The organism is Terriglobia bacterium, from assembly GCA_020072845.1.
Lineage (GTDB): Bacteria > Acidobacteriota > Terriglobia > Terriglobales > Acidobacteriaceae > JAIQGF01.
Window position 1 is genome coordinate 23,792 of record JAIQGF010000017.1, and the last position, 14,325, is coordinate 38,116.

General features: G+C 60.8%; 14 protein-coding genes. 8 read left to right on the plus strand and 6 right to left on the minus strand.

The genetic code is table 11. The annotated features are described in order from the left end of the window. Positions 1 to 3: 3 nt before the first annotated feature. From LAN70_16765 to LAN70_16775, 3 genes are all read left to right on the plus strand, one after another. Positions 4 to 627, plus strand: coding sequence for a hypothetical protein (locus LAN70_16765; protein MBZ5512801.1), 624 nt, complete (start codon positions 4 to 6; stop codon positions 625 to 627). 61 nt (positions 628 to 688) lie between these two features. After that, the gene (locus tag LAN70_16770) at positions 689 to 2,287 is read left to right on the plus strand and encodes a hypothetical protein (protein ID MBZ5512802.1); all 1,599 of its coding nucleotides are present in this window, start codon (positions 689 to 691) and stop codon (positions 2,285 to 2,287) included. Between the two features lie 44 nt (positions 2,288 to 2,331). Further along, positions 2,332 to 2,967 carry a hypothetical protein gene (locus LAN70_16775; GenBank protein MBZ5512803.1) on the plus strand — a complete coding sequence of 212 codons (636 nt, stop codon included), beginning with the start codon at positions 2,332 to 2,334 and terminating at the stop codon, positions 2,965 to 2,967. Between the two features lie 10 nt (positions 2,968 to 2,977). Here the strand turns inward: LAN70_16775 and LAN70_16780 are convergent, their stop codons facing one another. The 4 genes from LAN70_16780 to LAN70_16795 all read right to left on the minus strand — a co-directional run bounded on the left by LAN70_16780 (position 2,978) and on the right by LAN70_16795 (position 7,083). Further along, positions 2,978 to 4,174 (minus strand): abortive infection family protein, encoded by a 1,197-nt coding sequence (locus LAN70_16780; GenBank protein MBZ5512804.1) that lies wholly within the window; start codon positions 4,172 to 4,174, stop codon positions 2,978 to 2,980. Positions 4,175 to 4,252: 78 nt separating this feature from the next. After that, complete coding sequence (locus tag LAN70_16785) at positions 4,253 to 5,371, minus strand: hypothetical protein (protein ID MBZ5512805.1); 1,119 nt, start codon at positions 5,369 to 5,371, stop codon at positions 4,253 to 4,255. A 143-nt stretch (positions 5,372 to 5,514) separates the two neighbouring features. Beyond that, a complete protein-coding gene (locus LAN70_16790; protein ID MBZ5512806.1) occupies positions 5,515 to 6,567 on the minus strand; it encodes a sigma 54-interacting transcriptional regulator in 1,053 nt (350 codons plus the stop codon). 219 nt (positions 6,568 to 6,786) lie between these two features. Beyond that, entirely contained in the window at positions 6,787 to 7,083 is a 297-nt protein-coding gene (locus tag LAN70_16795; protein MBZ5512807.1) for a PilZ domain-containing protein, read from the minus strand. Between the two features lie 354 nt (positions 7,084 to 7,437). On the opposite strand from LAN70_16795, the gene LAN70_16800 reads away from it, so the two are divergent. Next, positions 7,438 to 8,340, plus strand: coding sequence for a HAMP domain-containing histidine kinase (locus LAN70_16800; protein ID MBZ5512808.1), 903 nt, complete (start codon positions 7,438 to 7,440; stop codon positions 8,338 to 8,340). A gap of 49 nt (positions 8,341 to 8,389) precedes the next feature. After that, positions 8,390 to 9,787, plus strand: a complete 1,398-nt coding sequence (locus LAN70_16805; protein MBZ5512809.1) for a sigma-54 dependent transcriptional regulator — start codon at positions 8,390 to 8,392, stop codon at positions 9,785 to 9,787. Between the two features lie 87 nt (positions 9,788 to 9,874). Here LAN70_16805 and LAN70_16810 read toward each other — a convergent pair whose 3' ends face one another. Continuing rightward, positions 9,875 to 10,264 carry a hypothetical protein gene (locus LAN70_16810; protein MBZ5512810.1) on the minus strand — a complete coding sequence of 130 codons (390 nt, stop codon included), beginning with the start codon at positions 10,262 to 10,264 and terminating at the stop codon, positions 9,875 to 9,877. Positions 10,265 to 10,362: 98 nt separating this feature from the next. On the opposite strand from LAN70_16810, the gene LAN70_16815 reads away from it, so the two are divergent. The 3 genes from LAN70_16815 (at position 10,363) to LAN70_16825 (ending at position 13,489) form a co-directional block, all read left to right on the plus strand. Next, entirely contained in the window at positions 10,363 to 11,256 is an 894-nt protein-coding gene (locus tag LAN70_16815; GenBank protein MBZ5512811.1) for a mechanosensitive ion channel family protein, read from the plus strand. Between the two features lie 104 nt (positions 11,257 to 11,360). Next, entirely contained in the window at positions 11,361 to 12,149 is a 789-nt protein-coding gene (locus LAN70_16820; GenBank protein MBZ5512812.1) for an SDR family oxidoreductase, read from the plus strand. Positions 12,150 to 12,748: 599 nt separating this feature from the next. Continuing rightward, on the plus strand, positions 12,749 to 13,489 hold the full coding sequence (locus tag LAN70_16825) for a PilZ domain-containing protein (GenBank protein MBZ5512813.1): 741 nt from the start codon (positions 12,749 to 12,751) through the stop codon (positions 13,487 to 13,489). 269 nt (positions 13,490 to 13,758) lie between these two features. Here LAN70_16825 and LAN70_16830 read toward each other — a convergent pair whose 3' ends face one another. After that, the gene (locus LAN70_16830; GenBank protein MBZ5512814.1) at positions 13,759 to 14,160 is read right to left on the minus strand and encodes a hypothetical protein; all 402 of its coding nucleotides are present in this window, start codon (positions 14,158 to 14,160) and stop codon (positions 13,759 to 13,761) included. Positions 14,161 to 14,325: the final 165 nt, after the last annotated feature.

Genomic DNA, 14,325 nt, shown 5'->3' on the forward strand with positions numbered 1-14,325 from the left:
ACTATGCGAATCGCGCGCGCCACCGTCGCGGGCATACTGCTTGCATCCATGCTGGCACTGGGCGGATGCAAGAAGAAGAAGCCCGCCGTCCCACCGCCCCAGGCACAGGCGCCGGCGATCTCGCAGCCTGAGCCCGAAGTTCAGCCTCCAGTCCCGGCCACGTCCGAGCCCAATCGTCCGCAACCCGAGGTAACGCAGCCGGAACCCGCGCCCGCTGCCACCACAGCCCCGGCCCCGAAGCCCAAAACCAAACCCCGTCATACGGCGAGAAAGGCCGTCCCTCCGCCGCCGGTGGATAAACCCGTGGAAAAGCCTGCCGAGAAGCAGCCCTCGAAAACCGTGGTCACCGAGGGCGGCACGCAGCCGGCCACGCCGCAGCTCTCCGCCAGCATGCCGCACGACCAGGCGATCCACCAGAAGATGAACACCAATCAACTGCTGGAAGCCGCCGATTACAACGTGAAAAGCATTTCGCGCGCCCTCAATGCCGAGGAACAAGCGATGGTGCAGCACATCCGCAGCTACATGCAGCAATCGCGCGATGCGATCAAGGATGGGGATACGGAGCGCGCGTACAACCTCGCGCTCAAGGCCCACCTCCTCTCCGACGAACTCATAAAACACTAGTCCGCGCTTGACCCATCCACATCTAACGGCTAAAGTTCGCGCACCGGGTGGGGGTGGAGGTATGGGCAAGACACGGGGGCTCTTCCTTCTGATTTCTGTTTTTCTCCTGGCTTCAGCGCTTGCGGCCGACGATTCGCATGCCGGCCATGCCATGACCTTGGACAAGGTGGGGAAGGTGCACTTCGATGTCACCTGTTCCGCGCCGGCACAGCGGGCGTTCCCGCACGCCGTCGCATTGCTCCACTCCTTTGCGTATGAGGAGGCACTGGCGGAGTTCACCGCCATCGCCAGGCAGGACCCCAAGTGCGCCATGGCGTACTGGGGCGAGGCCATGACCTGGTGGCGTCCGCTGTGGTACTTGCCGGACGCCAACGCCTTACGCAACGGGTCCGCCGCCATCGCGAAGGCCGCCTCGTTGGATACTCAGACCGGCCGTGAAACTGGCTATATCGTCGCGTTGCGCGCCTTCTACACCGATTACGACAAAATCGACCATCGCACCCGCGCCATGAACTATCGCATGGTGATGGAACGCCTGCACCGGAACTTTCCCAAGGACAACGAGGTGGCGGCATTCTACGCGCTGTCGCTGCTGGCCACCGCCTCGCCGGCGGACAAGACATACCGGGACCAGCACCAGGCCGGCGCCATCCTGGAAAAGATCTTCGCCGAGCAGCCCGACCATCCCGGGGCGGCGCACTACATCATCCACAGCTTCGACAGCCCGGGACTCGCCAAGGACGCGCTGCTGGCGGCGCGCAGTTACGCGCGCATCGCTCCGTCGGTGCCGCACGCCCTGCACATGCCGTCGCACATCTTTACCCGGCTGGGACTGTGGCAGGATTCCATCACCTCCAATGTGGCGGCGGAAAGAGCGGCCAAGCAATTCGAACAATCTACGCACATGACATCGGCCTGGGATCAGCAACTGCATGCCATGGATTACCTGATGTATGCCTACCTGCAACAAGGCCGGGACCGGGAAGCGGAGGGCGTGCTGAACGAATTGACAAGCCTGCCATCGGTGCAGCCGACGGGAACTTCGTTCTACGCCGCAGCCGCAATCCCGGCACGGTTCGCTGTCGAGCGCGGCGATTGGGACGCTGCCGCGGCCTTGCAGCCTTACGCTTCGGCGACTCCGGAAACGCAGGCGATCACCCATTGGGCACGCGCCATGGGCGCCGCCCACACCGGACGCTTCGATCTGGCGCGCGCGGAGCTCAAGGAACTGGAGGCGATCCGCGACAAGCTGGCGCTGAACAAGCAGGGCTACGACTGGGCCACGCAGGTGGAAATCCAGCGTCGCGAGGCAACCGCGTGGCTGGCGCATGCCGAAAAGAACAACGACGGTGCGGTGTCGCTGCTGCGGTCGGCGGCCGAACTGGAAGACTCCACCGAAAAACATCCGGTGACCCCGGGTCCGGTGCTGCCCGCGCGCGAACTCCTGGGCGACTTGCTGATGGAAGTCGGCCACCCGCAGCAGGCTTTCCAGGAATATGAAGCTGCGCTGAAGAACGCGCCGCACCGATTCCATGCGGTGCGAGGCGCAGCCCGCGCCGCCGAGGCTGCGGGCAAGCACGATGTCGCCCGGCGGTATGATCGTGAGCTGCTGGAGTTAACCGTCGCGGGGCTTAATCTAGTTTATCTGGCGGTGAAATAACGTCAGGAGATGGCCTGCGAAGCAGAACGCTGTACACTCGACACATGCGACGAAAACCCACTCGACGGCTGTTCAAGCTGGGCTGGCCCAACGTCGTGCTGAACTGGGCCGGCCAGCCAGCATCGGAGCTTGCGCTGATCGGAGAGCAGTATCACCGGGCAGCGCGCGTCCTGGTGCGCGAGTTCGCCGGCAAACGCGGCTGGAGCGACTTGGAGGCGTACCCCATCGTCTTTAACTACCGCCATGCGCTTGAACTGATCGTCAAAGGAATTCTCGTCATTGGAAATGATCTCGCTGTGCTGCTCGACTCGCCAAAGCTCAAATCATGCGACGTATTCAAGAAGCACTCCGTCGTCAGTCACATACCCAAGCTGCGGGAGATCTTCAAGGCTGTTGGCTGGCGGTACGACTTCTCGCATGTCGGCATGACAGGGGCGCAGGTCAATGGCATCATCCGCGAGCTTGAGCGCTTCGACCCGCATTCAGAAGCCTTCCGCTACCCTGTCAAGCGGGACGGATCATCATCGGTCACTGACTGGCACTTCACGTTTTCGCCAGTAGAATTCGCCAACACAATTGATCCGATCCTCGAAGCGCTGTTCGGCGCTGCGTTCGGCCTTGGCATATTCCGGGATCAGGCGCTGGAGTCGAGGAGTTGGGGAGTGGAGATGAAGGCTTAGAACACGCCTGTTAGGTTCTCCGTTCGTCCCATGTCTCAATGATGAACGTGGCCAGCGTCGATGCCGCGTGTACCGCAAGTCGTGCATGTCGCGGCTTCAGCTTGTATCCCCTGGCGCTCTGACCGTGCGCCGATCCCTTGTGCGTCCGCAGTGAGCCGACGCCATCCACAATCGACGCCATCCCGCTGAGAATCTTACGTAAGTCTTCGTCGCCGACACCCGCAGGATCGAGATGCAAGTCTTTGCGGACGACGTTCCAGAGCGGCTTGATTGATTTGTCGCACGGCATCTCAAGCTCTTTGTCGGTGATGTACTGCTGAAACAGCGCCTCCAGTAGAGCCGACGCCGCCGTAACTGCCGCTGGAGGGTCCTTCTCGACGTTGCTGAGAATTCTCTCGAATTCGGCCTCGATGTTCGGAAGATCGTGGGAACGGATGATGTCCTGCAAGGCGCGGCTCGCAGGGCCGGTCTCCGTGCGCACCACCTGACCGCCCGTCCTATACGTCAATCCGCACTTCTTCAGCACGTTATGAACGCGGAGGCGCACCATTGTTTGATCGTCCGTCGATGCGCCCGGTGCGTCTACTTCCATGAATTCCGTCAGCACGGTGCCAAGCGCGGCCCGCGGATCGGGCATTGACGTATTGGCGCGTTGCAGCCACTCGCGCGTCTTATCGACCTTGTTGCCAACTGGTACTTCGCCTGGAATGCCCGCCTGTCGCATGAGCCGGTCGATCTGCGCATGGGTGTAGAACCCACTGATCACGCCGGCAACGACCGCGATCACTGGAACGGGGATCGTTTGTCTTATGGATGACTGCGGGATCAGGTTCAGGCGTTTCGCAAGGGAGCGGAGAAGCGTGATGCCGCGGCGGATGGCATCGCGGTCGCTGCGGATAAAGTCATAGATGTTACCGGAGTTGATGCCCGCACCCGCTTCGCTGCGGAATTGCATTGTCGGCTCATCGGAGTCGAAGATCGTAGATAGCAATCCGGCTGTGTAGTCCGTCCAAACCTTCTTGTCCGCCTCGAATGCATTCCGAGCGTCCCATGTGTGCTCTACAACGCTCGTACGCAATTGCTCGCCCTCCGCGATCTGCGCTTCGATCTTCGCCTTCGCATCAGCGACGGTCATCTTCAGCGGCGGGAGTATGCGATCAGATGTGCTCATCGGCACGAGCGTACCATGCGATTCGCGGCCTCGCACAACGGCTCACGCGACAGGCGGCCGTCGGCTACGATGCTGCAAACGTCACATGCGTAAACTGACGTGGCAGGCCAGCGCTTATTTCCTCGTCCGTGCCGCCTTGATCTTGGCCAGCAAGTCGCGCGCCGGTTGCTGATAGGGACCCTGGATGTTGCCGGCCTGCGTCAATACGCTGATCGCGTCCGCCGCCCGCTCCATCTTGGCGTAGGCGAACCCCAGGAAATACAACGTGCCCGCGAGGTCCTCGGGAGAATCCTGCAACAGACCAGTCGCAGTCTTGAGTTCGGCGGCACCGGCCGGAATCTTATTCTCCTGCAACAGGACGCGCCCCAGCACCGAGTGCGCTACGCCCGCCAGCTTGCGTTCGGTGGGGCTGGCTGCGGGCTGCGTTTTCTGCAACTCCACCGCGCGCCGGGCGTACGCGCCGGCTTTGGCAATAAGATCGGGATTGTTTGAATAGGCACTCGCCAGCACCGTCAATAAGCGGATGTCGTTGGGATTTTGCGCCAGCATTTTGTCGCCGAAGGCGGCCAGGCCGGCGGAATCCTTCATCTCCTGGAGGGTCACGACACCGAGCGTTGCCAGCGGTTCGGCAAACTGCGATCCCGGAAAAGCGCCCAAATACTTTTCAATTTCCGGCATGCGCTTGCGTGCGTCCTGCTCGGAGGTGATGGCGTTGTACGCGGCAACTTCCAGGTAGTGAAAGCTCGGTTGCAACGCCTCTTTCTGGGTCGCAATCTGGTTGGCAAAATCTTCCGGCGTCATCTCGGCTGGTTTCGGCGTCTTGTCGATGCCATGGATTACGGCAGCGCCGCGCACCGCGTAATCCACTGCCTTGGAGGAATCCTTGAGCTGCTGCGCGACGTCCACCTGCGAGACCAGGATTTCCACCACATCGGGCATGGCGGCCAGCGCCTGGTCGCCGTAGGCCAGCGCTTTTTGCGGATCGCCGGCGGTCACGTACTGTTGCGCCAGTTGCCAATTGCCGTAGGCAACGGCGGCCGGATTCGCCGCGAACTTGCGCACGAACTCCTCCAGCATCGCGGTCCGCTTCTGCGCGTCGCCCTGGTTCGAGATGGCCTGTAACTCCTGGTCTTCGGGGGTGCCCGCCTTAATCGTGATCCTGGATTGCGCCCACAAAGGCGGCGCCAGCAGTGCCACCAGGAGCACGATCGCCCTCAATCGCTGATGTGTCATAGGACCTCCCGGCAGCCGGCCGGTTGCAGGCGAATGCTATCGCCGAAACGGAAGCGCGGCAACCGCCGGCCATCACATTCCCATGTGCGCAAAAAAAAGCTGCTTCACCCCGGTGGGCGAAGCAGCATGCGCAAACAGAACTCTTAACTGATCGGGGCGTCGGAAGGGGCGTCGGGGCGATTGCGCCCGCGCACGGCCGGTAGTCCCACGTCGCGAATCTTGTACAGCAGCGCGCGATAGCTGATGCTCAACGCGCGGGCGGCGCGTTTGCGGTTCCAGTGATTCGCCTGCAATACCTTGAGGATGATCTTGCGTTCCAGCTCCAGCACCGCCTGGCGGGTCACCTTCTTCAGGGAAATCGGACCATCCACCGAGATATCGTCGTCGTAGATCTGCTGCTTGCGCGGCATCAGCTCGGAGGTGATCGCCTCCTCGCTACCCAGGATGGCGTAGCGGCGCATCAGGTTCTCCAACTCGCGAATGTTGCCCGGCCAGTGATAACGCTGCAATTGCGTCAGCAGTTGCGCCGAGAGAGGACGCGCGCGCGAGTTGTACTTTTCGTTGTAGAGGTCGAGGAAGTACTGCACCAGCGCCGGGATGTCGGCAGCGCGTTCGCGCAGCGCCGGCATTTGGATGTTCACGACGTTGATGCGGTAAAACAGGTCCTGGCGGAATCGTCCGACTTCGACCTCGTGCTCCAGGTGGCGGTTGGTGGCGCACACCATGCGCACTTCGACCTTCTTGTCTTCCTGCGCGCCGATGCGGCAGAACTGCCCGTCCTGCAGAACCTGCAGCAGCTTCGATTGCAGGCTGAAATCCAGTTCCGAAATTTCGTCGAGGAACAACGTCCCGCGGTTGGCCAGTTCCACGCGGCCGGGCTTGTTGGCATACGCCCCGGTAAACGCGCCTTTCTCATATCCGAATAATTCGCTTTCCAGCAAGGTGCCGGGAATGGCCGGACAGTTCACCTTCACCCACGGCCCGTTGGACCAAGCCGACAGATGATGGATCATGCGCGCGATAATGTCCTTTCCGGTGCCGCTTTCGCCTTGGATGAGCACCGGAAGGTTGGAGCTGGCGACCTTCTGCACCCGCTCGCGCACGGCCTGCATGGCGCGCGTGTTGCCAAACATCACCGCATCCGGAGGTACCGGCAACGAGCGATCGATGGAAAACGGGGCTCCAGCAGCAGACATAATTCGGCTCATTCCCCTAGTCCAGACTCCTCTGACCTGCTACTCTCTCCTGCACTCAAGCCGCCAAACCCTTCAACCACCTTGGTGGTGTACAGGTCAGGATGGAATCTACGCCACCAGGCTACTCAATATTTGTTTCCAGCAACTTAGCCTATTTCGAATTGTCTGTTGGATTCCGGGCGCTCGAGGAGAAGACGCAAAATGTGAGAAAGTGTTTTCCTATGCGGAAGCAGTTTTCCCTTTTGCAGTATCGTGCAGCGGACGGTTAAACTTGAGGCCCAGCAAATGACATCGTTCGCCATGAGTGATCCGAACCAGTTTTGCCTTCAGGCTGCGCACCGACTGCGGGGAAATCGTGTTGGGAGGCAGGGGCGCCACCGGAATCTCCAGCGAGAGGCTGGTGGAACGCGGCAAGCTGCGCCTGGTCGCCAGCAGGATGCCTCCGGCGCTGATGTTTAGCGCGGTAGCAAATTCCAGGAATTCCTTCCCGTCCTGATCGACTCCACGGACAAACACCGGTATCGATAAGGGGAGACGCTGGTGCTTCCGTCGCTCAGGACCAGACTTAGTCATCGCACGCTTTCCTGTGCGTCTAGGCGCACACCATGTGCCAAACACGTAAAAGCCTGCAAATAACGTGGAAATTGAGGATAACAACCTTGAATTCAGCTATTTACGCATAAACAGATGGCTTGCTTACAATAAAATCTCGGCGCACCTCATCTGTAAATACGGCAACCTTTTGCGACTTTCAAGGAAATTACTTGCACCGATTGATTGACTTCATCCTGCTATTCTCCTAAGATCATTGAAGAAAGAAGCTGCCTGCATCTTCCTTTCTCCCCCCAAGGCTGCCGACCAACGTGTGTCATGCCTGAACGCGCCGACAACGCAGCCGCCGCGCCCGCAAAACGGGCTGACGCGCACCTTGCCCGCGGTGATAACGGTGAACCGAAGGTTCGCCCCGTGGGCAGCGACTTGGAGCGCGCGTACCAGCAATTGGAGATTGACTATCGGCGATGCGCGCAGGCCCTGGCCACCGCGGCGCATGATCTGCGCACGCCTCTGGCGGTGGTTTCCGGATACATTGAACTGCTCATGAGCGGCAAGCTTGGCCCGCTGACCGATCGCCAATCCCGCTGCCTCGATGACATGAATTCCAGCAGCCAGCGGCTGCACCGGCTGATCACCGACTTCCTGACCTTCAGCGCGATTCAAACCGGCAATCTCAACCTGCAACTGGACGAGCCGCGCGATTTACACGGCTGTCTCACCGAGATTTGCAGCTTCTGGATGCCGCGCTTTCAGTCCAAGGGGGTTGCCTTTTACTATCTGCCGAGCGAACATTTGCGCCCGTTTCCCTTCGATTACGATCGCATCCAGCGCGTCATTTCCAACCTGCTGGAAAACGCCTTGAAGTTTACCCCTCCGGGTGGCACGGTGTGGTTGAATGCGGAACCGCAGTTGTGGGAGCGGCGCTCGCTGGAGGCGCGGCCGCAGGCTCGCGAACGACGCCGGCAAGCCGCTGCGGTGCCCAATTCGGTGCGCGTCAGCGTGGCCGATACCGGGCCCGGCATCCCGCCCGAGTTTCACCAGGAGATTTTCGGCGACTTTTTTCAGATTCCGAATGGGGAGATGAACGGCGGCGGCATGGGACTGGGCCTGGGCATTGCGCGGCGCCTGGTCCAGGCCCACGGCGGCAAGATCTGGGTGGAAAGCGAACCCAGTTGCGGCAGCAAGTTTTCTTTCGTTCTTCCTCTCAAGTACGGATAATCGCGGGTAGAATCAAGCGTTCTGGCCGGAAAGGCAAATTGCAGACGTGATGGCGAACTCGCCTCGAATCCTTGTGGTCGACGATGAACCGAGCATGCTGCGCTACCTGCAGACGCTGCTCGAAGTCGAATCCTACAACGTCGATACCGCCCCCAGCGGGGAGGCGGCCCTGGAGAAGTTGCAGAAGGGCGCGCCCGACGTGGTGCTGCTGGACGTGCTCATGCCCGGCGGCATGGACGGACTGCAGACGCTGGAGCAGATGCGCGAGCGCTACCCGCAACTGAAAGTCATCATGCTCTCCTGCGTCAGCGACACCCGCAAGGTGGTGCAGGCGATCCGCCTCGGGGCGCAGGATTATCTCACCAAGCCGTTTCAGAAGAACGACCTGGAAGCCGTCATTCAGCAGTGCATCGGCGGCGACGCCAACGCAATCCTGCCGCAGGGCGAAATCGAAGACCTCGGCGACGACGTATTCTTCGTCTGCGGCAGCGCGTCCATGCGCAAGATTCGCTCCCAGGCGAAGCTGGTGGCCAACGTCGATATCCCCGTGCTGATCCTGGGGGACAGCGGCGTCGGCAAAGAAGTCATCGCCAAGATGATCCATAAGTATTCGCCGCGCGCGCACCGCACATTTTTGAAAGTGAATTGCGCGGCGGTGCCCGCGGACCTGTTGGAGAGCGAGTTGTTCGGCTACGAGCCGGGCGCCTTCACGGGAGCGACCCACGCCAAGCCCGGCAAGTTCGAGCTGTGCAACAAGGGCACGATCATGCTGGACGAAATCGGGGAAATGCCGACCTCGCTCCAGGCCAAGCTTCTCCACGTGCTGCAGGACCAGCAATTCTCCCGCCTCGGCAGCCGCACCGTGCAGAAAGTGGATGTGCGGGTGCTGGCCGCCACCAACATCAACATCCAGGAAGCCATCGCCACCCGCAAGTTGCGTGAGGACCTCTATTACCGCCTGAACGGGTTCACCATCACGGTGCCTCCGCTGCGCGATCGCAAGGAAGAGATCTCCCTGCTGCTGAAGCACTTCATGAGCCAGGTGGCGGAACGCTACGCCCGCCCGCCGCTTCCTCTGACGCCGTCGCTCATGCAGGCGTGCGAGCGCTACGGCTGGCCGGGCAACCTGCGTGAGCTGGGCAACTTCGTCAAGCGCTACCTTGTCTTAGGCGACGAACAGATGGCGATCGCAGAACTGGCGCCGCCCGGGGAGAAGGCGTTGGCCGGCGCATCCGGCGGCGGTGGAGCCGGCGCGGCCGGCAGCAACGGTCTCAAGTCCTTGGTCCGCAGCGTGAAAGACGAAGCCGAGATGGAAGCCATCAGCCACGCCCTGACGGAGACCAATTGGAACCGCAAGAAAGCCGCGGCTTTGCTCAAGATCAGTTACAAGGCGCTGCTTTACAAGATTCGCCAGTACGACATCCAGCCCTCCCCCAATCCGAACTGAAGCGTCGGCGACGCCTACCGAGAAAGCGCAGCTTTCCCGCTGCGCTTCTTTCTGCCGGCGAACATTCGGGTCGGGACGGCGCCGCCGCTAATCCTTCATCTTCTCCTTGACATGGTGGGCGAGCTTTTCGATCTCCTCCGCCTTGCGCACGACATCGAGCGAGAGCACGTGCTCGTTGGATTTGTCCACGTACTCTTTCAATTCGGTTGCCAGGGCCAGCAATTTATCGGTGTCGCGCTTGATCGCTGCCTGGCGGTCCTTGTTCAGTCGCTTGGCGCGGTCGCGCTCCATCTGTTTTTCGGCAGGGTCGACTTGTTTTTCGGCAGGGTCGACTTCGTTGCGCCGCTGCCGGAACTGCGGATCGGCGCTGCCGCTATCGCCGTCGCCGCCGCGTCCGACGGTGCCGGCGCGCTCTTGCGAGCTTCCCGAGCCGACAGCAACCAGGAGAACGAAGCCGAGCAGAAATACTTGCCTCACAGTAACCTCATAAAAGCGGGGATGCCACGATTATAGGATGAACCGCGGCCAGCAAGAAACGCGGCGTGCCGCGCTGCTATAATCGCGCACTTACACGCATGGCTGAGCCCTCCATCCAGACTGTCGGGCAACTGATCGAGCACTGGCGCGCCGACGCCTTGAACTTCCTTCGCGTGGACGCCCCCAAGCTCCTGGTCATTGTCGTAGTCACGTTTGTGCTCATCCGCCTGCTGAAGGCGCTGACACGACGCCTGCGCTCCCTCGGCGAAATCAAGGGCCTGCCCACCGGCCTGCGCGCCCAGCAATTGCGCACCTTGAGCGGAATCGTCTACAGCGCGGGCGTTTTCGTGCTGCTATTCCTGGCCTTGCTCCAGATTCTTCCCGTCCTCGGGATCAACATGGGACCGCTGCTGGCCAGCGCCGGCATTGCCGGGCTTGCCATTGGCTTCGGGGCTCAAACCCTGGTGCACGACGTCATCAACGGCTTCTTTATCCTGATGGAGAACCAGTACGAAGTCGGCGACACGGTGCGCGTCGCCGGCATCACCGGCACGGTGGAACGCATGACGCTGCGCGCCACGCTGCTGCGCGATGACCAGGGCGCGCTCTCCACCGTGCCCAACGGCAAGATTGACGTCGTTTCCAACCTCACCCGCGACTGGGCGCAGGTGGCCTTGCACGTCTCCGCCGCCTACAACGAGAACAGCGACAAAGTCATCAGCGTGCTCAAGGAGGTGGGCGAAGAGGTGCGCAGCGATCCCGACTTCTCCGGGATGCTCATCTCCGACCCGCAGGTACCGGGCATTGAGCGCGTCAGCGGCGCCGAGGTGGATTACTTGCTATTGGTGAAGACGCGCCCCGGCACCCAGTACGCCGTCACCCGTGAACTTCGCCGCCGCATCAAGGAGAGCTTCGAGAAGAACAACATCCAGCCCGGCTGGCCCGGCGGCATGTTCGTGGTGCAGGCCGGCCCGGAAAAGCCGACGGCATAATTTGTAATTTGCAATTTGTAATTTGTAATTTTGCAGGTTCTGGCTAGGGAAAGGCGCTCCTGGCCCGACCACAACAATTACAAATTACCAATTACAAATTACCAATGGATCTCGGTCTGAAAGATCGGGTTGTCATCGTCGCCGCCTCCGGCCAGGGGATTGGCCGGGCGACGGCGGAAGCGTTTGCCGCCGAAGGCTGCAAGCTCGCCATTTGCGCGCGCAGCACACAAAGCCTGCGCCTGGCCGCCGGTACCATCGCCGCCAAGCATAAGGTCCCGGTGCACTGCGAGGGCCTGGACGTCCGCGACGCCGCCGCCGTCCGGCAATTCGTCGCCAACGTCGCCGAACGGTATGGAGGCGTGGACGTGTGCGTCACCAACGCCGGAGGCCCGCCGGCGAAAGGGTTTCTGGCCACCACCGACGAAGACTGGCAAAGCGCTGTCGCGCTCAACCTGCTCAGCGTCGTCCACTTTGCCCGCGAAGTGATCCCGCACATGCAAAAGAAAAAATGGGGACGGCTGATCGCGCTCACGTCGCTGACCGTCAAACAGCCCGTGGACAATCTCGTGCTCTCCAATGCGGTGCGCACCGGCGTGGTGGGTCTGGTGAAAAGTCTCGCCAACGAGTTCGGCAAAGACGGCATCCTGGTCAACAATGTGGCGCCGGGCTACACCGGGACCGCCCGCCTGAAAGAGCTTGCCCGCAGCCAGGCGGAGGCGCTCGGCGTTTCCGAAGAGGAAATTTTCCAGCGCTGGGCCGCCGGTTCGCCGCTCAACCGCATCGCGCGTCCGGAGGAAGTGGCCGATGCCATTGTCTGGCTGGCCTCGGAGCGCGCCTCCTACATCACCGGCCAGACCATCCTGGTGGACGGCGGCGCGTACAAAGGCTTGTAGAACTCGTTTCAGACGAACATTGGCAGTTTCTAAAAAATACTTCATTCGCAGCGCCCGCGAAAAAACCGGGTTCCTTCGGGATTTTCAGCTAGCGTTTTTCAGCTAGTATGTCCGGGCTCAAATCCTTTCGGGGGAAGCTGTGGGCCTCATTCGCGCTATCGGCAGATGGGGACTGACGTGGCTCGTGGTGAACGCCATTGTCGGCAGTCGGGGGTGTTCAAAAACTCGTAGGTGAGGAGGAGAACGCCAGGACGGCGGTAATCGAAGACTTGCTTCGGTGGGGGTTCCGGCTCAGCGGTCCCATCGGCGCGTGGGTCAGAGGCGCCGTAGTGAATGTGGGTTGCCGTGTCGTTCTAATAGGGCATTCGCATCGACCAGTCGTCTAGCTACCTCATGAACGTGACGATTGTGACATTCTGAAGTGTTTCAGCTGACACATTTTGCCACTTTGTAATCGCCTCAAGTTTCCCGGTTTTATCCACAAACCGCACTACAAATCGCGCCCTAGTTATTGACAAACATGTACTTACGCGTGAGACGTTAATCAACAGGGCGCCCACCGTGTGTGCGGCATTGGGAGTGCACGCAATTATCACGAGATGCACACCGCCGCCCCCATCCCGAACTCACACTCTGTCAAGCGACGTAGCGCTCGTGTCCAACTGAAGATCCGCCTGTCCATCGAAGCCGGTGATGTGACTGTTCTCGATGGCGAGACTATTACGGTCAGCAAGCACGGAGCGCGCATCCGCGTCATACCAGGCGAACAAGGCACGGCCCCCAGCAAGCCAAGAAGACTGACTCACGGCGAACGCTTGCGGGTTACCGTATGCCGCGCCCAGGAACCGCAACCGGCGCGGGTGGTGTGGCTCGACCAACGCTCCGATATGCTCTATGGCATCGAACTCGACGATCCCGGCAATTTCTGGGGCGTGAACTTCCCCAGCAAGGACGGCAATTGGCGCTCCGAACGCAAAGAGATGCGCCGCGTCGATGTGGTGCCGCCTTCGGCTACCCCAGAACCCCAGCTTGCCCCGCAGCTTGTGGCGGAAGAGGAGGCGGAAGAGGAGCCGGAGCCCGCACCGCTGATCAAGATCGGGCGCATGCCGGCTGTGGTTGCGGGTCTCTCGGCCATTCGTTTGCCGTTCGTCGAAAAAGTCGAGATGGTGTTCGACGAGCAGGAAGAGGGTACAGCGCTGCTGCAGAAGTTGGTGGAACCCGGTGCGCCATTGCGGATTTCTTTTCCTCACCTCAAGACCAAAGGACGGGTGATGGCCATCGGCCGCAGCCGGGAAGCCGGCAAATGGCGCGTGCGCATCAAGTGCGAAGCCCATCCATGAGACTGAATTACTGTCGATAAATTGCTTCCATGCACTCCATCCTACGCTCTCATGGTAGCGGCGGTTGTTGTCGGCCTGAATCTCTACTGCGGTTCATAACTGGCGATAAATCGCCATAACGTAAGTTACGGGGTCGGGACTCCCGTTTTTGGGCGTAAGTCACGCTAAGGGCTGTTCACGCCAGTTAGGGCGAATGCCACGGCGACATACGCGGTCGCTACCGGAGCCGGGGCGTCGGCTGTGCTTCCGTGCTGCTTCGCGAACCGGTATTACTTACCTGCGGCGACTGCCTTCTTATGCGGCATGAACGTGTGTGGTGGATGACAGGTGACACACGTCTTGCCTTTCATGAAGACATCGGAATGTAGTTGTGCCGCCTGCTCGGCGTGACACGTGCCGCATGTGCTCAACGCCGGGGTGGCCGCGACGCTCTGTGCTGTGATTTCGCCATGGCACACGGTGCACTGGACATCATTCGCGCCATGCGGGCTGGCCTTCCATTGGGCATACGTCATCTTGTGGCAGTCAGAACAGGTTTTTCCGGCTGGAATCGTCTGATGGTGCTTCTGCGTGGCACGGGTCTTCTGGGCAGTGGCAGGTTGGACGGCAGCAGCCAAAACGAGTAGAACGAGCAAAACAGAGCTGAACAAAAATGCGCGGCGAGTGTTCACGGGCATAATCTCCTGATAAGGATAGGTAGTATCGGAGCAGTGAGGTCGCCGCACTGTGCTGCCGGTCACAGCTGACGGTGATGCGCTAGGTTCCGCTTGCTGAAGTACACCCATGGGCAACTGCCATACGAGTGATAAATCGCCTGAGCGCAAGTTACGCTGGCC

Bases quoted from the DNA above. Each gene is read 5' to 3' on its own strand.
- LAN70_16765 (MBZ5512801.1), top strand. From the start codon at position 4: ATGCGAATCGCGCGCGCCACCGTCGCGGGCATACTGCTTGCATCCATG.
- LAN70_16770 (MBZ5512802.1), top strand. From the start codon at position 689: ATGGGCAAGACACGGGGGCTCTTCCTTCTGATTTCTGTTTTTCTCCTG.
- LAN70_16775 (MBZ5512803.1), top strand. From the start codon at position 2,332: ATGCGACGAAAACCCACTCGACGGCTGTTCAAGCTGGGCTGGCCCAAC.
- LAN70_16785 (MBZ5512805.1), bottom strand. From the start codon at position 5,371: ATGACACATCAGCGATTGAGGGCGATCGTGCTCCTGGTGGCACTGCTG.
- LAN70_16790 (MBZ5512806.1), bottom strand. From the start codon at position 6,567: ATGTCTGCTGCTGGAGCCCCGTTTTCCATCGATCGCTCGTTGCCGGTA.
- LAN70_16800 (MBZ5512808.1), top strand. From the start codon at position 7,438: ATGCCTGAACGCGCCGACAACGCAGCCGCCGCGCCCGCAAAACGGGCT.
- LAN70_16805 (MBZ5512809.1), top strand. From the start codon at position 8,390: ATGGCGAACTCGCCTCGAATCCTTGTGGTCGACGATGAACCGAGCATG.
- LAN70_16815 (MBZ5512811.1), top strand. From the start codon at position 10,363: ATGGCTGAGCCCTCCATCCAGACTGTCGGGCAACTGATCGAGCACTGG.
- LAN70_16820 (MBZ5512812.1), top strand. From the start codon at position 11,361: ATGGATCTCGGTCTGAAAGATCGGGTTGTCATCGTCGCCGCCTCCGGC.
- LAN70_16825 (MBZ5512813.1), top strand. From the start codon at position 12,749: ATGCACACCGCCGCCCCCATCCCGAACTCACACTCTGTCAAGCGACGT.